This window comes from Pseudonocardia acidicola (assembly GCF_012911935.1).
In the GTDB taxonomy this organism is placed as follows: Bacteria; Actinomycetota; Actinomycetes; order Mycobacteriales; family Pseudonocardiaceae; genus Pseudonocardia; species Pseudonocardia acidicola.
Genome location: NZ_JAAXLA010000017.1, coordinates 43,072 through 64,378, shown reverse-complemented (window position 1 = coordinate 64,378; position 21,307 = coordinate 43,072). Strand labels below are relative to the sequence as shown.

19 protein-coding genes, 1 tRNA gene and 1 pseudogene are annotated in these 21,307 nt (G+C 69.0%); 12 read left to right on the top strand and 9 right to left on the bottom strand.

Annotated elements, in window-relative coordinates; genetic code table 11:
• Window positions 1-123 precede the first annotated feature (123 nt).
• Both HF526_RS11720 and HF526_RS11715 read left to right on the top strand, forming a co-directional pair.
• Window positions 124-480 (top strand): helix-turn-helix transcriptional regulator, encoded by a 357-nt coding sequence (locus HF526_RS11720; protein ID WP_169381416.1) that lies wholly within the window; start codon window positions 124-126, stop codon window positions 478-480.
• 205 nt (window positions 481-685) lie between these two features.
• The gene (locus tag HF526_RS11715) at window positions 686-2,059 is read left to right on the top strand and encodes an NsdA family TPR-like regulatory protein (protein WP_211177072.1); all 1,374 of its coding nucleotides are present in this window, start codon (window positions 686-688) and stop codon (window positions 2,057-2,059) included.
• On the opposite strand, the gene cutA is transcribed toward HF526_RS11715, so the two are convergent.
• Window positions 1,997-2,335 (bottom strand): divalent-cation tolerance protein CutA, encoded by a 339-nt coding sequence (gene cutA, locus HF526_RS11710; protein WP_169381415.1) that lies wholly within the window; start codon window positions 2,333-2,335, stop codon window positions 1,997-1,999. The two genes, HF526_RS11715 and cutA, sit on opposite strands and share 63 nt — an antisense overlap.
• A 574-nt stretch (window positions 2,336-2,909) precedes the next feature.
• On the opposite strand from cutA, the gene HF526_RS11705 reads away from it, so the two are divergent.
• Window positions 2,910-3,092 (top strand): YegP family protein, encoded by a 183-nt coding sequence (locus HF526_RS11705; RefSeq protein ID WP_169381414.1) that lies wholly within the window; start codon window positions 2,910-2,912, stop codon window positions 3,090-3,092.
• 478 nt (window positions 3,093-3,570) lie between these two features.
• On the opposite strand, the gene HF526_RS11700 is transcribed toward HF526_RS11705, so the two are convergent.
• Entirely contained in the window at window positions 3,571-4,773 is a 1,203-nt protein-coding gene (locus tag HF526_RS11700; protein WP_169381445.1) for a nucleotide disphospho-sugar-binding domain-containing protein, read from the bottom strand.
• A 780-nt stretch (window positions 4,774-5,553) separates the two neighbouring features.
• On the opposite strand from HF526_RS11700, the gene HF526_RS11695 reads away from it, so the two are divergent.
• On the top strand, window positions 5,554-6,156 hold the full coding sequence (locus HF526_RS11695; protein WP_169381413.1) for a hypothetical protein: 603 nt from the start codon (window positions 5,554-5,556) through the stop codon (window positions 6,154-6,156).
• A gap of 158 nt (window positions 6,157-6,314) precedes the next feature.
• Here the strand turns inward: HF526_RS11695 and HF526_RS11690 are convergent, their stop codons facing one another.
• Window positions 6,315-7,313 (bottom strand): HNH endonuclease, encoded by a 999-nt coding sequence (locus tag HF526_RS11690; RefSeq protein WP_169381412.1) that lies wholly within the window; start codon window positions 7,311-7,313, stop codon window positions 6,315-6,317.
• Window positions 7,314-7,596: 283 nt separating this feature from the next.
• Complete coding sequence (locus HF526_RS11685) at window positions 7,597-7,860, bottom strand: DUF1883 domain-containing protein (RefSeq protein ID WP_169381411.1); 264 nt, start codon at window positions 7,858-7,860, stop codon at window positions 7,597-7,599.
• A gap of 623 nt (window positions 7,861-8,483) precedes the next feature.
• On the opposite strand from HF526_RS11685, the gene HF526_RS11680 reads away from it, so the two are divergent.
• The 3 genes from HF526_RS11680 to HF526_RS11670 all read left to right on the top strand — a co-directional run bounded on the left by HF526_RS11680 (window position 8,484) and on the right by HF526_RS11670 (window position 11,178).
• Window positions 8,484-8,864 carry a hypothetical protein gene (locus HF526_RS11680; RefSeq protein ID WP_169381410.1) on the top strand — a complete coding sequence of 127 codons (381 nt, stop codon included), beginning with the start codon at window positions 8,484-8,486 and terminating at the stop codon, window positions 8,862-8,864.
• Window positions 8,865-9,317: 453 nt separating this feature from the next.
• On the top strand, window positions 9,318-10,688 hold the full coding sequence (locus HF526_RS36890) for a DUF3696 domain-containing protein (RefSeq protein WP_169381409.1): 1,371 nt from the start codon (window positions 9,318-9,320) through the stop codon (window positions 10,686-10,688).
• Window positions 10,681-11,178: a hypothetical protein gene (locus HF526_RS11670; protein WP_169381408.1), complete on the top strand. Its 498-nt coding sequence runs from the start codon at window positions 10,681-10,683 to the stop codon at window positions 11,176-11,178. Before HF526_RS36890 ends, HF526_RS11670 begins: the two co-directional genes overlap by 8 nt.
• 563 nt (window positions 11,179-11,741) lie before the next feature.
• On the opposite strand, the gene HF526_RS11665 is transcribed toward HF526_RS11670, so the two are convergent.
• The gene (locus tag HF526_RS11665) at window positions 11,742-13,529 is read right to left on the bottom strand and encodes a site-specific integrase (protein ID WP_169381407.1); all 1,788 of its coding nucleotides are present in this window, start codon (window positions 13,527-13,529) and stop codon (window positions 11,742-11,744) included.
• An 88-nt stretch (window positions 13,530-13,617) separates the two neighbouring features.
• Window positions 13,618-13,692 (bottom strand) — tRNA-Ile (locus tag HF526_RS11660).
• A gap of 81 nt (window positions 13,693-13,773) precedes the next feature.
• Between HF526_RS11660 and HF526_RS11655 the strand changes: the two genes are divergently transcribed.
• Window positions 13,774-14,301 (top strand): IS1096 element passenger TnpR family protein, encoded by a 528-nt coding sequence (locus HF526_RS11655; RefSeq protein WP_169381406.1) that lies wholly within the window; start codon window positions 13,774-13,776, stop codon window positions 14,299-14,301.
• Between the two features lie 726 nt (window positions 14,302-15,027).
• Here the strand turns inward: HF526_RS11655 and HF526_RS37630 are convergent.
• Window positions 15,028-15,486: pseudogene (locus HF526_RS37630) on the bottom strand (DoxX family protein); the annotation flags it as partial.
• 119 nt (window positions 15,487-15,605) lie between these two features.
• Here HF526_RS37630 and HF526_RS11645 point away from each other — a divergent pair.
• From HF526_RS11645 to HF526_RS11635, 3 genes are all read left to right on the top strand, one after another.
• Window positions 15,606-16,577 (top strand): ROK family protein, encoded by a 972-nt coding sequence (locus tag HF526_RS11645; protein ID WP_169381404.1) that lies wholly within the window; start codon window positions 15,606-15,608, stop codon window positions 16,575-16,577.
• A gap of 79 nt (window positions 16,578-16,656) precedes the next feature.
• On the top strand, window positions 16,657-18,294 hold the full coding sequence (locus HF526_RS11640) for a DUF7800 domain-containing protein (protein WP_169381403.1): 1,638 nt from the start codon (window positions 16,657-16,659) through the stop codon (window positions 18,292-18,294).
• Window positions 18,291-18,878: a GNAT family N-acetyltransferase gene (locus HF526_RS11635; RefSeq protein WP_169381402.1), complete on the top strand. Its 588-nt coding sequence runs from the start codon at window positions 18,291-18,293 to the stop codon at window positions 18,876-18,878. The genes HF526_RS11640 and HF526_RS11635 overlap by 4 nt, the downstream gene beginning before the upstream one ends.
• A 12-nt stretch (window positions 18,879-18,890) precedes the next feature.
• Here the strand turns inward: HF526_RS11635 and HF526_RS11630 are convergent, their stop codons facing one another.
• On the bottom strand, window positions 18,891-19,664 hold the full coding sequence (locus tag HF526_RS11630; protein ID WP_169381401.1) for a maleylpyruvate isomerase family mycothiol-dependent enzyme: 774 nt from the start codon (window positions 19,662-19,664) through the stop codon (window positions 18,891-18,893).
• Window positions 19,665-19,745: 81 nt separating this feature from the next.
• Between HF526_RS11630 and HF526_RS11625 the strand changes: the two genes are divergently transcribed.
• Window positions 19,746-20,036, top strand: coding sequence for a hypothetical protein (locus HF526_RS11625; RefSeq protein ID WP_169381400.1), 291 nt, complete (start codon window positions 19,746-19,748; stop codon window positions 20,034-20,036).
• Window positions 20,037-20,076: 40 nt separating this feature from the next.
• Here the strand turns inward: HF526_RS11625 and HF526_RS11620 are convergent, their stop codons facing one another.
• A complete protein-coding gene (locus HF526_RS11620; RefSeq protein ID WP_169381399.1) occupies window positions 20,077-21,300 on the bottom strand; it encodes an MFS transporter in 1,224 nt (407 codons plus the stop codon).
• Window positions 21,301-21,307: the final 7 nt, after the last annotated feature.

The window sequence follows — 21,307 nt, the reverse complement described above, 5'->3', positions numbered from 1 at the left end:
ACATTAACACTAATATTAGCTCTTAGACTAGCTGTGTCACCTCACGGCACTCCTGACTCGCCCATTTCGGCCCGCCGGCGAGCGCTAACCTCAGGCCCAACATCAGCCGCCGGAGAGGTGCACGTGGCGAAGGACTGGGACGCCGTTGCGGCCGCGATCAAGGACCGGCTCACCGAGCTCGACATGACGCAGGCGGAACTCGCGGCGCGGGCCGGCGTCGCACTCATGACCGTCCGCGAGCTGCAACACAACCTCAAGCCGCGCCGCCGTAGCCCCCGAACACTCACTGCAATATCGGAGGCCCTGGGCTGGCCTAGCGATCAGCTCGCGCGCGTCCTGGACGGTGAGCGCCCGCCTGACGTGGACGCCGAGGATCCAGTGATCGCCGAACTCGACGCCATCAAGGCGGACTTGGTCTCGGTCGTCCGGCGACTCGACGCCATCGAGCGTCGGCTAGGCATCGCAGACGAGCCGTCCTGAGGCGACTGACCCACTCGAGCACCGCCAGGACCTCGGTCCGGATTTCGCCTAATTCGGCCTGAATGTCAGTCGACTGTGGTGCACTGTTGCTCATGGCGTTGACGATCCCGGCGTCAGGCCGGATATCGCAGGTCAGAGGGACGGCAACGCAGGGCATCTACCCGGCAACCCTGCCGCAGGACAGCGCCGCAGGAGGGGAGGCGCTGTGACCGCGCCACGCGCCATCCCCGGCGAGCCGTGGGGCGTTCAGCTCCGACGATGGCGCGACGAGACGATGCGGTGGTCCCAGCAAGAGCTGGTGGACAACATCGTCAGGCTGGCGTTCGAGACGAAGGAAGACCGCGGGACCCGGCTCGACACCCGCCTCGTCGGCCGATGGGAGAGCGGCACCGTCAGCCGACCCCAGGCCGTCTATCGCCGCCTGCTGGGCCAGCTCGGCGCCCCGCTCCCCAGCGCAGCTGTGAGGCCCGCCACGCATACCGAACCCCGTCTGCCCTCTGATTGCCCTGCCGAGCTTCCTATGGGCTCCGTAGCGTCGCCGACGTTCGACGACACTGGAACGGCAACGGGAGAGGGTGAGTCCTCGGTGCAGCGTCGCGATTTCCTGCGAGCGACCTCCGCGGTCGCCGTCGGCGGCTTGCTGGCGTCGGCCCTCGGCGCTGACGCGGGCGGGCGCATCTCCGTCGACGTTGTCGAGGAACTACAGCGCCGCCTCGTCCGACTGCGCAAGCTCGACAACCACCTCGGGGGCGCCGACACCTACGGCCTCTTCGCGGCGGAAGCCCAGGTCTCGGACCGCCTCCTGCGAGCCGGAGTCAACTCGGAGTCCGTGCGCCGCGAACTCTTGTCACTCCACGCCGAACAGTCCCAACAGGCCGGCTGGGCCGCGTTCGACGCCGGTTGGCACGACCTGGCCGAGCAGCATTACCGCCAGGGCCACACCGCCGCGACGGAGGCCGGAGAGGCGGGCTTGGCCGGCAACTCTCTCGCCTTCCACGCCTACCAGCTCATCGCCCTCGACCGACCAGCACGGGTGATCTCGGAGAAGTCAATCCACGCAGCACGGCAGGACGGCGTCGACCCCGGTGTGCGGGCCCTCCTCCACTCACGAGCCGCATGGACGTTCGCCCTGGAAGGCGACGCGGAGGCCACCGCCCGCAACCTCGGCCTCGCCGAGGAAGCCCTGACTCAGAAGAATGGCCAGACGCCGGACTACGCCGCTTGGGTCGACGAGACCGAACTCGCGATCATGACCGGGCGGTGCTGGAGCGAACTCCGCCGGCCGCTGCGGGCCGTGCCGGTCCTCGAATCGGCACTCAGCCGCTACAGCGACGCCCACGCCCGGGACAAGGCGCTGTACTCCTCCTGGCTCGCCGACTCCTACATCGACGCCGGTGAGGTTGAACAGGCCGCCGCGGTCGTCGTTTCCAGTCTGGAGATCATGGGCGACGTCGCGTCCGTGCGGCCACGGCAGCGCCTCGCTGCCGTGGCGAGCCGCCTATCCGAGCATCGCGACCTAAGCGCCGTGCGGGACCTGCTGAGCAGTCACGCGCTCAACCCACTCGACATACGACGCTGACGCCCGCGCCAACGGGACCGCCGTCACCTCGGGGTTGTTCCACTCATGGTTGGCGATCAGGTGCGACTCCAGATCGGGGTAGCGAGCCTCGGTCGTCTTGAACGACACCTTCCACTCCTCGCCCTGCCCGAACTCGCCGTTGTGCCAGAAGAACGAGGCCACCGGCCCGGAGACCTGCCCACCGGCCGCCAGACCCGCCCCGATTGCAGACTCGGCAAGCCGTAACGCTGACTCACGAGTCGGAGTAGCGGTCGACACCTCGAACACCTGAGTCATGACCTTGAGCCTACGAGCGCAGGACCACCCCGACCACCCACCGGAACTGCTCAGCCGCGGCCGAGGACTCGCACGGCGCGGCAAAGCGGGTCCCCGACGTACCCGTCATAGATCGGGCGCTAGGGCTTACCCGATACACCACCCTGCGCCCGACGACCTCTTCTGTGTGAACCCGGATCCCCCGTTCGACGCAGTCCCGCCGAGGATTGTTTGCCCTGGTCGCCGTGCTGCCCTGTGTCCTCCCGTATGACGGCGTGGCGGACGTGGTGATGCCTCCCCGCTGCCCGCTCCCGTCACAAGCCGGCGCCGCTGATGCCATCCAGCGCGTCGGCGTTCTTGGCGAACCACCCGGTTTTCACCGCCAGGGCGAGGGAGGATCAGCTCGGATCCCCTGACCTGGCGATCTATGACGGCAGGTCAGGGACGGTGACGGGGGCTCGTAGGCCGTCCGCCCCGCGTTCGCCCCATGGGGTGACGCGCCGTGCCCTGAGGTGTTCACCTCCTGCGCGCCGCTTGATGATCGCGATAACGTCCGCCGCCGACCGAGGTTCAGCGACCACTGTGGAGGGTCTGGATGGCAGGCAAGTTCGAGGTCTACGAGGACCGAGCGGGCAAGTTCCGCTTTCGGCTGAAGGCAAGCAACGGCCAGATTGTCGCCTCCGGCGAGGCCTACGAGTCGAAGGCGGCTGCGCACAAGGGGTGCGAGTCGGTTCAGAGGGCAGCGGACGGAGCCAAGATCGAGGACGTCGCGTCCTGACCGTTGGGGAGCCCGGCCTCGCCAGTGACCACACGAGGCCGGCTCTCCAGCCAGCCCGCGGCCTCCCCGTTTGCACACAGCGCGACAAGATCTTCCGGGAGACCAAGCAGGGTGCCTGACCCACGCGTCGAAAGCGGCGCTGACCAGCGGGGATAGTCTCTGCCCGTCAGCGTCGCTCTTCGTGGTCCAGAGACGGCCCAGGCGGCCCACAGACGGCCCCGCCGTACCGCAGTGGTCGCGCAAGCTCAGGGGGCACGTCCTGGGCGCCCGGTCAGGGCGAGATTTTCCCGTCTCCGCACCGCGCACCAGCGCTGGCCCCGTTAGAGGAGGTCGTCGACGATGACGGCGAGAGTGGCGCTCTTGATTCGAGGCCCCCAGAGGTCCGGCTAGTGGGGCATCGCGTGCAGGTCAGGAGTCAATTTGCGTTCGGGCGCGTACATCCGTTCACACTCGGGTTGATGTCGCGGTTGTAGTCTGATCATTCCGGCCCCTGGTCGATCAGGTTGATGAGCTTCCTCGCCGCCACCGACGCACCGTCGGTGCGGATGGTGGTGCTCACTGCTTTGGCCCGCGCATTGGTCTCATCGCGGAGAGCGGGCTCGAGCGCGGCGGACAGAGATTCGACGGTCGGCGTCGGACCGTCGTGACCCGCGCCAATGCCCAGCTCGGCCACGCGCTGCGCCCAGTACGGCTGATCCACGATCTGCGGCACGATCACCTGCGGTGCGCCCGCCAGCGCGGCCGCCGTCGTCGTACCGGAGCCGCCGTGGTGCACGACCGCTGCCACGCGCCGGAACAGCGCGCGGTGATTCACCTCGCCGACGGCGAAACAATCGTCCTTCTCGTCGATCAACGCCAGGCCCGCCCAGCCCCGGGAGACCAGCGCGCGGCGACCTTGCGCGCGGATCGCCTCGACAGCCACCGCGGCCGCGTCGGGTGCACTGGCCATCTGCATGCTGCCGAAACCCACGTACACCGGGGGTTCGCCCGCCTCGAGGAACTCCACGAGGTCCGCGGGCAGCGGCCGATCGTCCGGCATGATCCACGCCCCGGTCTGCACGACGTCGAAGCCCAGCGCGCCCTCGAACGGCCAGAGCACCGGGTCCACCGCGAGCCATGGCTTCGAGGTGAAGACGTGGTCTCGGACGTTGTCCACCGGCGGCAGACCGAGCGCGGCCCGGTGCGTGTTGAGCGGCTCGCGGTACAGCGCGTCGACCCGCTCGGCATCGATCTTCCACAGCACCCGGAGGTCGGTCTCGCCCGGCGGGAACGGCTTCCCCGGCCGTGGCCCTGGCGGGTGGTGCAGCGACGGTATCCCGACCCGGTGGAAGCCGGCGAGCACGTAATGGATCCCGAGGTGCTCGGCCACCGAGCGCACGCCCGCCGGCATCAGGCCGGTCGCCACCACCACGTCGCAGTCCTCCGCCGCCTTCCCGATCACGTCGAAGTGCTGGGCGACCAACGCGGCAGCCACCTCCGCGGGTGCCGGCCTCGAGGCCACCAGCACCCGCACCGCGAAGCCCATCGTCACGAACGGGACACCGACCTCGCCTGCCCGCTCCGCGAAGTCCGGCGGTGCGCACATCCGCACGTCGACGCCCTGTGCGCGCAGCTCGAGCGCCAGCCCCAGCAGCGGCTCGACGTCCCCCCGAGACCCCCATGTCGACAACAGAACTCGCACTACAGCACTCCCCCGTTTTCCTAAATCCAGCACGTCAGGCGCGCATTGTGCGGGGCGAATAGGATCTTGCCGCAAGGCCAGGGGTGCGCTATATGTTGAAGTGGGAATGAGCAGGTCTCCTTCCCTTTTTCCTCTCTCGTGCTCAGGCGCCACGGTCCGGCAGGCGGCGCGGGCGCACCCCGGCCGAGCCGCGTGAGCCGCGCCCCCGTGCTCGATCGGGCCAAGGGACCGGAGCGGTCGCTTCACGGTGGGGACGAGGGTGGCCGTCGATCAAGGCGGGTGCGGACTCGTTGCACGCCCCACGCAAGAACTTGTCGGAGCGGGCGTCGGGAATTGAACCCGCGTAGCCAGTTTGCGCATGCCCCCGGGGTCGGGGTGATCTACTGCCGTCTCTCGCTGGCCTGTGGGTACTGCGCGGCCGGGCGCGCCGGCCGGGAGCGGAGCGGCAAGGCCGAAGCACGCAGGAGGGCCGGCCACGCCCGGCCCGTCAGGCGCCGCCTCGACAAAACAACTGCCAGATTCGGCAGTCTGAGCGCTTCGGTGTTGTGCGGCTGACGTTGATCGACTACAGCTGGCCAACCGGTGACGTCCGGTGTCGTCGCGTGCCTGCTGAGCTGGACGTTCATGCTGGCGCGTCTCGGGCCGTGCCGGGCGCTCATGTGCCGTTCGCTCCGAGTCTGCTCCGGCGGACGCCGCCCGCTCTCATCAGTCTCCCGCCGCTGCAGCGCCAGCCACGAACCCCGCTTCAACGTAGCGGCACAGCGAGGTCTACTTGTACCCATGACGTTCCCTACTGACAAATGGGGTGTTCCGTCGCGCATGTTCGGGGCCGTCGATGATGACTTCTACGGTCTCGTAGGGCGCATCGCTCTGGTCGCTGCACTGCTGGAAGACCGGCTATACGTGCTCTATGGCCAGCTGGCTCTCAAGCCGCAGGATGAGCTGGCGACCGCACATGGGAGCGCGACGACCCTGGACAGGCTCGCGGGCGCGCCTGGAACGCAACTCGTCGGCGAGTGCCGCAAGCTCCTGCACCGCTTCTGGCCGGACTACCGCGACGAGGCCGAAGTGTTCTTGAACGACTCCGCGTCCGCCTTGCAGGGTCGCCACGAGATCGTCCACAGCCTATGGCCGTTCAGCAAGGCGGAGCAGGTTCGCGGCTGGCGCCATGTACCACCGCGTAAGCGGCAGGAGCGTGATCGGCCGGTGGAATGGACATCACTGACGGCAGAGCAGCTACCAGAGCTGCTCGCGGAACTTGTCCGACTCGTTGCGCGATGCACTTCTCGGGTAGAGGGCTGGGTGCAATTGGCGCCGCAGAGGCCGGCATCCTCCAGGATCACGGATACCGGCCCTTTTCACTGTCGGGACAACAGAATTTGAACCTGCGCCCCTTGACCCCTGTGACCCCCTTTGCCGCCCCTGACCAGAAATCTTGCTTTTCGTTCCTACGCTCGGTTCTCACATTTTGCGTCCTTACAGGCCGTCGGTCACTAGGTTTGTCCATCTCCCCGATCAACGGGGCTCTGAGACGCGCGCCCTCAACTGGCCGACTTGCGGATGTTGCAGATGAGGTGCGCGAGGACCGAGTTCTCTCGGGTGTGGTCGCCGCCTTTCGACAAGGGCACGACGTGATCCAGGCTCGCGCTCATGGGATCGGGATGGAGCACTGCCGGGTCGACCTCCGCTCCACAGATGCCGCAGAGCCACCCGTCACGTTCGTAGACCTCCAGCGGATCGAATCGCTCGATCTTGGCTTCCTCCCGCGCCCGCTGCTCGTGCTTCGCCGCGTTGCTGCTCACGCGGCGGCGGCGATCCATCTCCGCTCGGTAGCGTGCGGAGTGCATCGGATCGGGGTACTTCGGAGCGTCGACGGGCACAGCGGCGTAGCACTCCCAGAAGAAGTAGTCCACGCCGTCGGGCTGAAGGTCTGTGGTGCGCTCACGGCGCCACTCGCACAGCACGCCGTTGACCTGGAAGGTGTAGCTGAACAGTTGCTCTTCGAGCCGTTGGCTTCCTGGTGCATGCGGCCCGATGACCAGGGACGAGTAGTAGCCATCGGCGTTGGCGCCGGCCACGAACATGTCGCCGCTCTCGGCAACGGCAATCACGACTCGCGACGTGAAGTAGCCCTCCGGCATGTCTTGCACGACGTATTGGGTCAGGATGCCGTACCGCTCGACCACATCGCCGGGATGCGGGCCGTAGCCTTCCCACTCGATGGGCAGCTGTGGCAAGTGGGCGTCCGGGCGAGTTCGGAACACGCGAGAGTCGCTGGTGCGCGGGCTTGGGCGGGGTCCGACGGCTTCAACGGCCACCGATACTCTCTCGGCGTTGATGCTCGCGCTGCCACGGCCGTAGCGACGACGCAGCAGGCTGTTGCATCGCCCGGAGCACACATGCCGATCACGCTGCACCCAGTGAACGCTGGCCGGTACTGGCTTGCCACATATGACGCACGGCTCGCCGCCTTTAGCACGACCGTCGGGATGCTTCAGTGCCTCATCCATGATGCGGAAGTGGGCATCTTGATCGGCCATGATGCTCAGTCTGGCATCCGCGTCCGCCGGTGGAGCCACGCTGAGCCCCGTTGCGGGACGTGTGCGAGACGACCTCCGTTGGCCGATGGACGCCCACCCCCACATCACACTGTCGGGACTACAGGATTTGAACCTGCGACCCCTTAACCCCCAGGAACTCCATCCGACAACTCGACCACGGAGCGACGCCCCGGCCACGTGCCAAACGTCCGCAGCCGCCCACGTTCGTCCCCACTCCCCCGGTGTGGTTTTCGCTCAGTTAGTCGCTCACAAGCTGCGTACGTCAGTCGAAGACCTGCTCAACCACGACGCGGATGCGCCGGGGGTAGCTGTCCACCACGAGGTACCAATGATCGTCGTGAGGCACCTCCACGATGACTGGGCTCATGTCATGGAAGTCGCCGTGGTACTCGTATTCATCCCCGTCAACGTACGCGTTGTACTCATCTATAGACATGAGGCAGACCCGGGCGGTCGAGCCCCTGAGCGCCACCTCGAACTGCGCTCCGCCAGCGCAGGACCCGAGATCCCAATAGAGATGCTCCATGCGCAAGTACTACCTGATGCTCACACCCTGCCGGGCTTCGCGGCCCCAACGATCCCCCGGTCGGCCGCAGACGCCGCTCCCTGGTCTCCGCGACCAGGAACCCTGCGAAACAAGATCGACTTCTCTTGTGGGTCGACCTCGTCTGCCGTTGTGCGCCGTACGCTGGGCGAACAGCCGCGGACCTAATTGCGTCGCCCGACGTCGGATGCCGACCTCTGCCGTTGGTCTGTGGGGGTTCTGTAGGGCCCCTCGATCCCACCGCGCGACGTGAGAGCCATCCCGTCGACAGCCCGACCGCGCGGTCGCTCGTGGCGACCAACGTCGCTACCGCGCCCGAGCTTGCCACGGCTCGCTGACTGAGCACCGCTCCCCTACCGCGAACCAGGCTCGTCCGCTACCTGCGTGTCTACCTCAGAACCCTCGATCACCAGCCCACCCGCTGTCACGTCGTGTCAGCGGGTGGGCTGTTGCGGCCCTGGTGTGCCCCAGATGTGCCCCAGCCTTCTTCGCAGGTGACGATCTCGGCGCTCATCCCAAGACTGCTACCGTCAAGCCCGCGCGGCCCGCTCCATCGGGGAGCCACAGCGGTCGCGCCAACCTCACCAACGGGAGGCTTCATCATCATGGCCCTATGCCGACTGGCGGCCGAGTTCGCCGCCGAGATCAAGCAGCAGGACTGGTCGGATGCTCCGTACCGAGCCGACCGTGCCGGGCACCAGCGCTGGATGGACGGGAACAACTCGACCATCCCGCAGCTGAGCGAGAGCGAGACCGACATTCTCAAGCTGAACATCGTGTGGAACACGGCGCAGGTGCTTGCGCACCAGGACCCCAACTTCGACGTCTACGAGTACGCCGAGGCGTGCGGCGTCGCTGCCCGACACATCTACACCAAGTCAGGACGGAAGAGCGGCGGCATCATCAACGGGCTGCGCCAGGACGAAGGCGGCTACCACCGCCCCGGCACCTACTCATCCGCCCTGCCCGAGCCCCCGACGGCCTGACCGAAGACCAAAGCGGCCATCGGAGGCCAGCAGAGCGACAAGATGTTCTGGGAGACCAAGCAGGCTGCCTGATCCGGGCACTGAGAGCGGCACTGACCAGCGGGGATCACTCCTCGTGGGCAGCCTCGTTTTTCGTTGTTGGGTGGCTTTCCACGGCCCAGAGACGGCCCGGACGGCCCAGCTCCCCCGCCTCGCGCGCGCCGGCTGCGTTCCAAGTGCCATCCCGTCGACCTGTCGCAGACCGACCGCGCGGACGCCCGTAGGCGGCCCTCGACCCCACCGCCGGCCGAACTACGCCAGCTCCGCCCACGGGCGTCCGTGTGGTAGCCCTCGGGGAGGTCGTCGGGATGGCACGGCCGCCCATCCTGGAGATCTGCCCGTCTGGCGAAGACATGCCCCCAGAGCACCGATCGATCACTACTGTCAAAGGAACGGTTGATCTTAGGGGGCGCTGTGCAGCCGATCGTTGCGACCTGGGAGAACTTTCGCGGTTTCGCGAAGCCTACGACATTTCACTTCCCGCGCATTACTGTTCTCATTGGACGGAATAATGTAGGAAAAACGTCCGCATACACACCACTATTGGCGATGCGTCAAACGCTCAGCGCTCGCGACCCACAGACGGCCCTGCTAAGCCGTGGAGATGCAGTAGATATTGGCCCTTTTCGGGACTACGTCACGCAGCACGACGAACGCAGAAACGTGACGCTGACCATCACCGTCCCCGAGATTCCCAGACTTGAGAGTCAAGAATTTACAGCAACGACGCTGGAAGTACAGTTCGATTCGCTTGATGGGGATACGCCACGCCTTAGACGCCACCGACTACTCGATGATCGCGGACGACCATTAATAACGCGAACGCGCGAGCAGGACGGCAAGCGCTTCGCTGTTACCTCGCAGCTCCTCCCGAGCACTCAATCAGTTGGTCGCCCGCCTCGTGAGATCACGCAGCTTCGCAAAGGAATGCGGGAAGAACGACCAAAAGGATTCCTTTTCAACGGCTTCGGCGGACTACTACTTCCCCGCTCATGGCGCCAGAATGAAGATCGATGGGAGAAAGCTCGGCCGTGGTTCAGCGCAGCAAGCGATATGTACGACACTTACAGCTTCTTCAACCACCGGCTCGTTGAGCTACTTGAGGGGATTTCCTATCTCGGGCCACTACGCTCCCTCCCGTTGCGAACCTACCGGCGAGCAGCAGAGCTACCCACGGATGTTGGACGGGAAGGAGAGCATGCGCCGGAGATCCTCTTCCGACTAGGCGAAAGCGCAGAAAAACAGCGCGTAAGCTACTGGCTGGAGAAACTTGGATACGGGACTATCGAATTCGATGACGTGGGGGACGAATTCTTTCGCCTGAATCTCAGAACCAGGTCCGGGCTTCTTGTCAACTTTGCGCACAGCGGGATCGGCCTGTCACAGCTCCTCCCACTTCTCGTCCAGGGGGTCGCCCTAGGAAACGGCGACACCTTCATTGCCCAACAACCCGAAATCCACCTGAACCCCGCTCAGCAGCTTATCATCACGGACTTCCTCATTGAGGTTGCACAGAGGGGCGGCCGGGTTGTAGTTGAGACCCACAGCGAACACGTTCTGTTGAGATTACGAAGGAGAATGGCCGAGATGTCTGAGCTCGATAGCAATGATGTCGCGCTCTACTTTTTCGATAATCGAGACGGTGCAACGGTCAGCGAGCGGATTCCAATATCAGACGATGGCGGAATCGAACGCGAATCATGGCCTGCTGGCTTCTTTGAGGAACAACTTCGAGACTCGATGGCCCTCGCGCTCGCACAGTCCCGAGGCGCCGCAGATGCATAGCCTGAAGGATAAATGCAGGCGGGACATTGTGATTGACACGAACGTTCTCGTTCATGCTGCGGGTGGGGGCGGAGCCGCTGAAGAGAAGGACTCTTCCCTAGCGATCTTGGCATGGCTTAGTGAGACCACCGAAGTACTGTGGGTTCTTGACGATCAAGGGAAACGCGCACCAGACCTCTCGACTAGCGTTCTTGCCTCCGAGTACAACTCCTCACTCCCACCTCAATCCATAGGCTTAGCACTGTTGACATCCTTCCTACTCAGCAATCGAGTATCATTCAGCCCGCGACCCTCCCAAGCCGACGCGAAAGTCATTCGCCGCCTAGTGCCCAACAATACCCGCGACCGCGCAGTGCTCGGCGCGGCTATCGGAGCACAGGATAAGGTTCTGGTCAGCAACGACTACGCTGACTTCTCCGTCGACGTTCGCGAGCAGGCAAAAGAGAATTTCGGCGCATCCATACATGACAGCACTGAGTTGGCCGCCTGACCGGCGCATTGCCTGTGCGGGGACCGGCCGGAGGCCGCAGCCCCGCACAGGCCGGCGCCGCAGGCGCCCTTGATCAGGGGTATGGAAAGTCTGAACACGCGGGCAGTGGCAGCGGCAGTAGCGCAGCGACGGCATGGGGCGGGCGGGCCGGAGGTCCTAGCCGGTCATCAAGCGGATGACCATGGTGCCACTCGTGGTGCGGAACGCTGAAGAACGGTGATGTTTGGCGCTCCTGGTGCGGCTGCTTACGCAGCGTAGGTGCAGGTAGAGGCACCCTGGGTCCGCCTGAACAGGGGTCGACAGTCGTACGCGACACCGCACCTGCAACTCGGGGAAATGCGAGAGTTCCGCAGCGACCCTCGCGATGTCAGCCCCTGCCTCACCGAGGACCTTGCCCGCCGCCCGCGCCGACGTCCTCGCCATGCCCGCGTTCTCGGCAAGCGACGGCCCAGAGCTTGAACGGTGGCCCCGGCGAGTGGCTCGACCGGGCCGAGGCGCAAGCTGGAGGCGACTGGCCGCCGACCACGCGCATCGGAGACGTAATAGCAGCGGAACTGCTCAAGTCACGACCGGCTGTCGGGGCGATGGATCGCAGCGAACGTAGTCAGGAGTGACTGGTCGCCGCTGCGGCGCAGATCCATCTCGTACTCGGCGATCTGCGACTCGTCGCCTCCTCTGCGACGTATCGCATCGACGAGCACCTGCCGCAGCTCGTCAGGGTCGCCAGGGTGGACCTCGGCCGTAAGCCTCGAAACGGTCCCACCCCGGTGGCGGATCTCCAGATCGAGCATCTGCCGAACCGGCGCGACGATCTGCGGAGGTGGAGGCGGCGCCGAGCTCGGCTCGGGCATGTCCAGCGCAGTGACGCGGACGCCCCGACCGGGCACGACCACGACGTGACCCGACGCCGTGAGCTTGGAGACTGCTCGGTGGGCCGTCCCTACCGACACGGCGTACTCCCCGGCGATCGCCTTCACGCCCGGCAGGAAGCTGCCCGCCTGGATGACGCCGGCCTCGATCGCCGACCGCAGCGCAGCGGCGATGCGCTGGTACGGCGGCCCCGTACCGTCCCCGTCGAGCCTGGGGAGCACGACCGCGGCCGGTCGGGCGGGCATCCGGGCGAACAGGCTCGTCGCCGCGCGCTGGTCGGACTCCGACACCCACGCGGCGTAGGTGCGCAGCGTGGTCGTGCCGCCACCGCCATGCCCTAGCCGTCCCGCGACCGTGCGCACGTCGACGCCTGCGGCGATCAGCTCGGTGGCCGAGTAGTGGCGCAGCTTGTGGATCGAGGTCCGGATACCGAGCCGATGCACGAGCTTCGCGTAGCGCTGGCTGACCGAGTTCGGCTGCAGGTGCATGGAACCGTCCGGGGCGAGCGAGAAGACGAACGCGTCGTCGGCGAGCTCGAGACCGAGCGCTGCCGCTCGTGCACCGCACCGGCGGCGGTGCTCGACGAGGACCTCGACGGTCTCCGGGTCGAGCGCGATGCGGCGGTGCTGGTGGGTCTTGGTGTCCTTCTCCCACATTCGGCTGCCGCGCTGACCGATGCTGCGGTCCAGCGTCAACACACCCGCGTCCAGGTCGACGTTGCGCCACCGGATGCCGCACAGCTCACCCCGCCGAACCCCGGTCACCATGGCGAGCCAGACCAGCGTGCCCCAGTCCGGGTCGGACCACGCGTCGGCCAGAATCCGCGCCGCCTCCTGCGCCGTCGGCGGCTGTGGGTTCGGCTTCGGTGCCGCGGGCGGTTCGGCCTGCGTGATCGGGTTCGCCGACAGCCATCGCGACCGCACGGCGCGCTTCAGCGCCCCACTGAGGATGAAGTGGATCTGCCGGATCGTCGACGTCCCGAGTGGCATGCACACATGTGGCATGCATCGGTCGTCGCAGACGTGCTCGGCCGCCGTGCGGTGCTTGATGTACTTCCGCCGGTCGCAGTGCTCCCGGCAGCGGCGTAGCTCCGCGTAGAACGAATCGAACACATCGGCGTCGAGCGCTCCCACCTGGACCGTGCCGATCAGCGGCCGGACGTGCTTGTCCGCGTAGCCCTGGTACGTCGCGAGCGTGCTGCGCTCCACCGTCATGAGGTCGAAATGCTTGTCGAGCAACTGGTCGACCGTCGCATTGGTCCGCGGATGACGACGCTCGTCCACCTGGCTGGCGAGCCGGCGCATCACCTTCTCGGCCTCGGCTGCGACCTTCGGGCCCGCCGGCACGATCTCCCGGAGATAGTGCCGGCGCTTCGTCACCGGATCGATGCCGGCATATACCGACACGCGCAACGAGCCGCTCGGCAGCTCCTCGATGCTGCCTCGCGATCGCCTGCGCCGCCGGGCTCCGGCCCCTGCCATGGGATCATCTTAGGGCCGTTCGCACCACGTTTGATCCCACGCGAGGCATTGAAGATCATTCTCTTTGACGTTTGTACTGGTCAGAGAGTGGGGCGGGTGGGGCTCGAACCCACGACCTGACGGATTATGAGTCCGCTGCTCTGACCAACTGAGCTACCGCCCCGGCTTGCCACGGCAGGCTAGCGGAGGTGACCGGCCCGTGACCCGCTCCCGCTCCGATCGAGCGGGAGGCGGATTCTAGGGCATGGCCCGCACCTGGCTGTCCATCCGTGTCGACCTCGTCGAGGGGCGCGGGATCTGCTTCTGGCCCCGGCCCGGACGCGTCTTCGCGGCGGCCCGCCGCCACAGCTTCGCCGACCTCGCCGGCGCCATCGACGCCGCCTTCGCTCGCTGGGACCCCTCCCACCTGCACCTGTTCACCCTCGCCGACGGCACCCTGCTCGGCAGTGATGGGGACCAACCGCTCGACGGCGTGTTCCGCAGCGACCGCTCCAAGCTGAGCCGACTCACCGGTGGTGAGCGGTTCGCCTACACCTTCGACCTGGGTGACGACTGGAACCACCTGTGCACCGTCGCCGAGCAGGGGGTCGACCCCTTCGACGTGCTGGGCATCCAGCCCCGCCAGCCACTCGCCTTCGACGGCTGGGGCGACGTGCCCGACCAGTACGGCCGCCGCTGGGACGACGATCCCGGCGACGGGCCACTCCCGCCGGACCCGGGCGTCGAGGGTCTTCCTCCCCTCCTCCCGCACTGGGGCCCCCGCCCCGCCTGAACCGCCCAGACCTCACAAACGAGGAGCGGACCGCTCTCAGCGCGCGGCGGCGTGCGCCCGCTTGCGCGCGTCCTTCGCCAGGCCCTCGGCCGCCTTCGCCCCGGCGGCCCCCAGCTCCTGCGCCCGCGACGCGACGTCGCCACCCAGTTTCGAGACCTGGGTGGTGAGCTGGTCGGCGTATCCGGGCGCCTCCCGGCGCACCTTCTTGGCGGTCTTGCGAGCCTGCTTCTCCCAGGCGGCGCGGCGCTTGTCGGCTTCCTTCTGCCACTGCGCCGCCTGCTTCTCGGCGACCTTCTGCCATTGCGCGCCGCGCTTCTCGGCGACCTTGGCCAGCTCGGCGCCCCGCTTCTCGGCGATCTTCTCCCACTCGGCGGCCCGCTTCTCGGCCTTCCTCGCGGCCTTGGCGGCCCGCCTGGACAGCTGTTCGCCCAGCTCGGACACCTCGGCCCCGAGCGACGAGGCGCGGGCAGCCACAGCGGCGCGCAGCTCCGGTGCCCGGTGCGCGATCACGGCGCCGGCCCGGGACGCCCGCTCGGCCAGCTGCGCCCCCGCTTCGGACGCCTTCGAGGTCAGCTCCGAGCCCGCCTCGGAGGCCGAGTGCCCGGCGGCCGCGCCGGGCGCGAGCCCGACCAGCCCGGCCGCGATACCCGACACCGCACCGGACGCCTCGTGGGCTGCCCCGGAGACCCGGCCGGTCAACTCGTGGACCGTCCCGCTGATGACATCCGCCTCCCGCTGCGCGGCGGCCGCGGCGAGCCGGGCCGCGCGCTTGCCGCGCCAGGCCACCGAGGGCTTGCCGTGGGTGTCGGCGGCGGCGATGAGCAGCCCGCCGAGCAGGCTGACGTTCTTGAAGAAGTGGATCTGCTGGGCCTGGCGCTCGGCCGGGTCGTCGATCTCCCAGAAGCGGTGCCCGGCCAGCGTGGTCGGGATCAGGCTGGCGGCCAGCGCGGTCGACGCGAGCCGGGGTGCCTTGCCCAGCGCGAGCAGGGACCCGGCGGCGATCTTCACCGCGGCGTCGACCTTCACCAGGGTCTCGGGGTCCGGCCGGCGGTCGATCGGTGCGGCGTCGACGACCTTGTCGATCACGGGCGACGCGGCGTCGAGGACCGGTTTGGCGGCCTGGGCATGGCCCTCGGGCGACCGCAGGGCGTTGATGCCACCCGAGATGAAGATGGCGGCGAGCATCGGACGGGCAACGCGACGCAGGAGCGGCATGAGGCCACCTTCCCACGATCCGAGCACGGCAAACCCGAATTGCCTCACCCCTTGGTGGAACGCTTCACGGACGGGCGGATCATGGCAGGGTGACCAGTGGACAGCACCAGACGAGCGGACGCCGCGGCATCGGCCTCGACATCGGCGGGACCAAGATCGCCGGCGCGGTGGTGCAGGACGACGGTGCGGTGCTGACCGAACTGGTAGAGCCCACCCCCCAGCAGTCCGATGCCGCAACCATCAGCAAGATCCTGCGCGGGATCACCGACCGGCTACGCCAGCAGCACCCGGAGGTCGTCGCGATCGGCGTCGGCGCGGCGGGCATCGTCGAGTGGCCGACCGGGCTGATCCGCTGGGCGCCGAACAACGCCTACCGCGACTGGCCGGTGCGCGCCGAGCTCGAGGACGCCACCGGGCTGCCGACGACCGTGGACAACGACGCCAACGTCGCCGCGCTCGCCGAGGCGCGCCTCGGTGAACAGCGCTACCACGACATGGTGTTGATCACCGTGGGCACCGGGATCGGCGGCGGCCTGGTCCTCGGCGGGAGCATCTACCGCGGGCCCACCGGACTCGGCGCCGAGCTGGGCCACATGATCGTCAACCCGGACGGGCCGCTGTGCGGGTGCGGCAACCACGGCTGCCTGGAGGCCTACGCGTCGGGCACCGCACTCACCCGGATGGCCCGGGAGGCCGCCACCGAGGACCCCGACGGGCTCATCGCCCGGCTGGCCCGGGAGAACGGCGACCCCGTCACCGGGGAGGCCGTGACCCACGCCGCCAAGCTGGGCGACCCGACTGCGCAGGCGCTGTTCGCGGAGCTGGGCCGCTGGCTGGGCGTGGGTATCGCCTCGCTGGGCAACATCTTCGAACTGGAGGCCGTCCGGATCGGCGGCGGCCTGGTGGAGACCGGTGACCTGCTGTTGAACCCGGCGCGAGCCGCCGCCGAGCAGTACGCCTACGCCCGCGAGGCCCGTGGCATCCCGCCCGTGCTGCCCAGCACCTTCGGCAGCGACGGCGGGATCATCGGGGCCGCCCTGCTGGGCCTGGACCACGCCTGACCCACGCCGGAAACCGGCGAACCGGACATGTGCCCGGTTGGGCGTGAACCCGCCGTCGTCACCCCATAGGGTGTCGCCCGTGCCGCCCCTCGTCCTCGGTCCCGTACTACGCCACGTCGGTGAGACGACGGCGGTGATCTGGGTACAGACCGAACGGGCGGCCCGGGTCGAGGTACTCGGGTGCGCGGCCGACACGTTCGAGGTCGCCGGGCACCACTACGCACTCGTCACGGTCACCGGGCTGGCGCCGGACAACCGCACCCCGTACCAGGTGCACGTCGACGGCGAGCAGGTCTGGCCGCCCGCGGTCTCCCCGTTCCCGGACAGCGTGATCCCGACCCGCGGCCCCGAGACGGCCGGACAACACCGGATCCTGTTCGGCTCCTGCCGGTACGTGAAGCTGTCCAACCGCAAGCAGGCCGCGAAGTACGGCATCGACGCACTCGACGCCTACGCCGCCCGCATGGTGCACCGGCCGGTGGCGCAGTGGCCGGACGCGCTGCTGCTGCTCGGCGACCAGGTCTACGCCGACGAGCTCACCCCGGGGACCCGGCGGCGGATCGCCGGGCGCCGCGACCAGCACCCCGAGTGGCCCGACGACGAGATCGTCGACTACGACGAGTACGTCGGGCTCTACCGCGACTCGTGGGCCGACCCGGAGATCCGCTGGGTCATGTCGACGATCCCGACAGCGATGATCTTCGATGACCACGACGTGCGCGACGACTGGAACACCTCGGCGGCCTGGCGTGCCCAGATGGCGCAGACGCCGTGGTGGCGGGCGCGGCTGCGCTCGGCGCTCGCCTCGTACTGGGTCTACCAGCACCTGGGCAACCTCTCCCCCGACGAGCTCGCCGCCGACCCCGACTACCGCAAGGTCTCCGAGAGCGGGGGCGACACCTGGCCGCTGCTCGTCGAGCTCGCCGACCGCGCCGACGCCGAGGTCGACGCCGCGAAGGGGGTCCGGTTCAGCTTCCGCTGGGATCTCGGCCGCAGCCGGCTCGTCATGATCGACTCACGGAACGGCCGGATCCTGGAGAACGGCCGGCACCTCATGCTGGGCGAGAGCGAGTTCCGTTGGGTCGAGGAACAGGCCACCGCGCCCGGCGAGGTCGACCACCTGTTGCTCGGCACCTCGGTGCCCTGGCTGCTGCCGCACGCGGTCGGCGACCTGGAGACCGTCAACGAGGCGGCGGCCGCCCGGCCCGGGTGGCGCGGCCGGCTCGCCGAGCAGCTCCGCCAGGCCGTCGACCTGGAGCACTGGCCGGCGTTCCGCGCATCGTTCGACCGGCTCACCCGACTCATCGGGCGCGCGGCCGCGGGACCGGAGGGGTCGCGGCCACCCGCGACGATCAGCGTACTGTCCGGTGACGTGCACCACAGTTACGCCGCCCGCGCCCGCCTCGAGAGCAACCCGTCGGCCCGCATCCACCAGCTCACCTGCTCGCCCGTGCACAACCACGTCGAGTGGTTCGTCAAGCTCGGCTTCCGGCTGGGCTGGGCGCGAGCCAGCGCCCACTTCGCCCGCCGCTGGGCCCGCCGGGCCGGCGCACCAGAACCGGGCGTGCGCTGGGACAAGCTGGGGGGCCCGCTGTTCGGCAACCTCATCGCCACCCTGCTCGTGGACGACCGGCGCGCCGAGGTGCTCTTCGAGCAGCCGCGCAGCGCTTCCTCGCTGCGTGAGCTCGCCCGCTACGAACTGGCCCCGCAGTCATGACGCCGACGACCCCGAGCAGCGGCCACACCCACAGCGGCAACGCCGCGACGCTGCGCAGCACCGCCGCCCCGGACACCACCGGCACCGACGCCCTGGCCGGGCAGACCGTCGTGCTGCGCCCGACCGGCGCGCAGCACGTCGACGCCTTCATGGCGATCCTGCAGCATCCCGAGGTCGCGAAGTGGTGGGGCGGCTACGACCTGGAGCGCGTCCGCCGCGAGCTGCTCGGCCCGAACAGCTACGCGATCGAGCTGGCCGGCGAGGTCATCGGACTGATCATCTTCCACGAGGAGAACGACCCGGACTACCGGCACGCCGGCATCGACATCGCCCTGCACCCCGATGCGCACGGCCAGGGCCTCGGCGCCGACGCGATGCGCACGCTGGTCCGCTATCTGTTCGGTCGCCGCGGCCACCACCGGATCGTCATCGACCCGGCGGCGAGCAACGCCCGCGCGATCCGCAGCTACGAGCGCGTCGGGTTCCGGCCCGTCGGCGTGATGCGCCAGTACGAACGCGGCAGTGACGGCACCTGGCACGACGGCCTGCTGATGGACCTGCTGCGCGACGAGTTCCGCGGCTGACCCGCCGCCCGCTCAGAACGGGGTGCGAGCCAGCCAGGTGGCGAACACCGCGGGCTCACCGAGCACCTGCAGCCGCGTGTCGTCGGCGGGCAACCGCCGCAGCAGCGCGAGGAACAGGTCCACCGCCGCGCCGCGCACGGCGACGGTGCCCTTCCCGTGCCCGTGCTCCCAGGCGATGCCCTCGCCGTCCGGGCGGATCATCCACTCCCCCGCGGAGCCGAGGCCCTCGTCGGTGGCGTGCAGGTGCAGGGTGGCGCCGTCGGGCAGCAGCGGGCCGTCGGCCTGCCGCCGGCGCAGTGCCGTGAGCAGGCCGAGCCACTCCGACACCCCGTCCGCGGCGAGCGCCGGGTCGAGGTCGAACGGCGCGCCCAGCGCGATCGCGGCGTCGGCACGGTGCGCGGCGGCCTCGTGCGCCCGACGGCGGATCCACCAGCCGGCCGGCTTCGGCCCGGTGAAGGTCCAGACGGGGGTGTCGGCCCCGGTCTCGTCGACGGCGTCCAGCAGCGCCTGCGCCCCGCCGCGCAGCCAGTCGGCGGCGGCGTCCGGCTCGGCGGGCGGCTTCCCGTCGTCGACCGTGCGCGGATCGATGACCTCGTCCGAGCGGGTACGCACGATCGTCGCCGCCCACCGATCACCGCGACCCACGTGCGCGATCAGCTGGCGCATCGTCCACTCCGGACATGTCGGCACCGGGGCCTGCGGATCGGCGGTCCGGGCGAGCTCGGCGAGCTGGCCGACCTGCTCGACGAGTGCCGTGCGGTGGATGTCGGGGCCGGGATCGGTCATGGTCGCAGACGCTATCGCCTCGGGCTGGGCCCGTGGAGCACGCCGTGCATGGTGCCGCCCCGAACGGGGTATGTGCCCATCATGGCGCCCGATCACCACGAATGGTCGTTGCGCGGTCCGGCACGTGCTCTGCTGTGGTGGCCGCTGATCTCGTTCCTGCTGCTCGCCGCCTTCCCCGATGCCGGACCGGGTGCCGTGGCCCTGGCCGGCGCCGCGCTCGCGGTCCTCGGCACGCTCGGATCCGCGGCAGGCCGTCTGCTCACCGGGCGCCGCACCACCGATGCCGCTCCCACCGCGGCGGATGCCCTGACCGACGACGGCATCGGCGACGTCCCGGCCGAGGACGTCGCGATGGAGCGCCGCGCGGCCTGACCCGGGCCGGACCGGATCGACGACGTGTCGGGGACGCTGCTCAGTCGGGGACCGGCGGCGGGACGCGGCGCAGCACCAGCGCGAGCCCCACCGCGAGGGCGAGCAGCGCGACCTCGTACCCGACGACACCGCCCCAGCCCGCGTGGTCGTAGGCGACACCGCCGAGCGATCCGCCGATGCTGCTGCCCGCGTAGTAGGCCAGCAGGTACAACGCCGAGGCCTGCCCGGGCGCGGTCGCGGCGCGGCGGCCGACCCAGCTGCTGGCCACCGAGTGCGCGGCGAAGAAGCCCACCGTGAACAGCACCAGCCCGGCCAGCACCAGCGGCAGCCACGTGGGCAGCGTCAGCAGCGCCGCGGCCAGCGCGAGCAGCACGGCCGCCCACAGCACCCGGCGCCGGCCGTACCGGTCGCCGAGCCGTCCGGCCGTCGTCGAGCCCCAGGTCCCGGCCAGATATCCCAGGAAGATCAGCCCGACCAGCCCGGAGGGGAGCCCGAACGGGGAGGCCAGCAACCGGAAGCCCAGGTAGTTGTAGACCGTTACGAACGCGGCCATGAGCAGGAATCCGATCCCGAACAGGCAGCGCAGCCCGGGATCGACGAGGTGACCGCGCACCGGGGACCACAGCTCACGCAGCCGCACCCGCGGCGGTGCCGGCGCCGTCGCCGGGGGCAGCAGCAGCCGGAATGCGACGGTGCAGGCCAGCGACAGGCCGCCGATCACGGCGAGCGCGGCGCGCCAGCCGGCGAACTCGGCGACGAACCCGGCCACCAGCCGCCCGGACAGCCCGCCCAGGGTGTTGCCCGCGATGAGCAGGCCGACCGCCCCGCCCAGCGCGCGTGGCGCGACCTCGCTGGTCAGGTGGGCCATCGCCAGCGCGGGCAGCGCGGCCAGCGCGATCCCCTGCAGCGCCCGGATCCCGACGAGCGCGCCGAACGACGGGGCCAACGGGGCCAGCACGCCGAGCAGCGCGGACGCGGCCAGTGCGATGGTCATCACCCGCGCCCGGCCCCACGACTCCGCGACCGCGGACAGCGGGACGACCGCCAGCGCCAGCGTCCCGGTGGTCGCCGAGAGCACCAGGCTCGAGGTCGACGAGGAGACCCCGAACTCGGCAGCGAGCGTGGGCAGCAGTCCCTGCACGCAGTAGACCAGCACGAACGTGGCCAGCCCGGCGCACCACAGGGCCGCGCCGAGGCGGCGATAGCCGGCCGAGCCGCGCTCGTGCCCGCCCGTACCGGTCGGGATGGAGGCGGTCGTTGTCATAGCTATC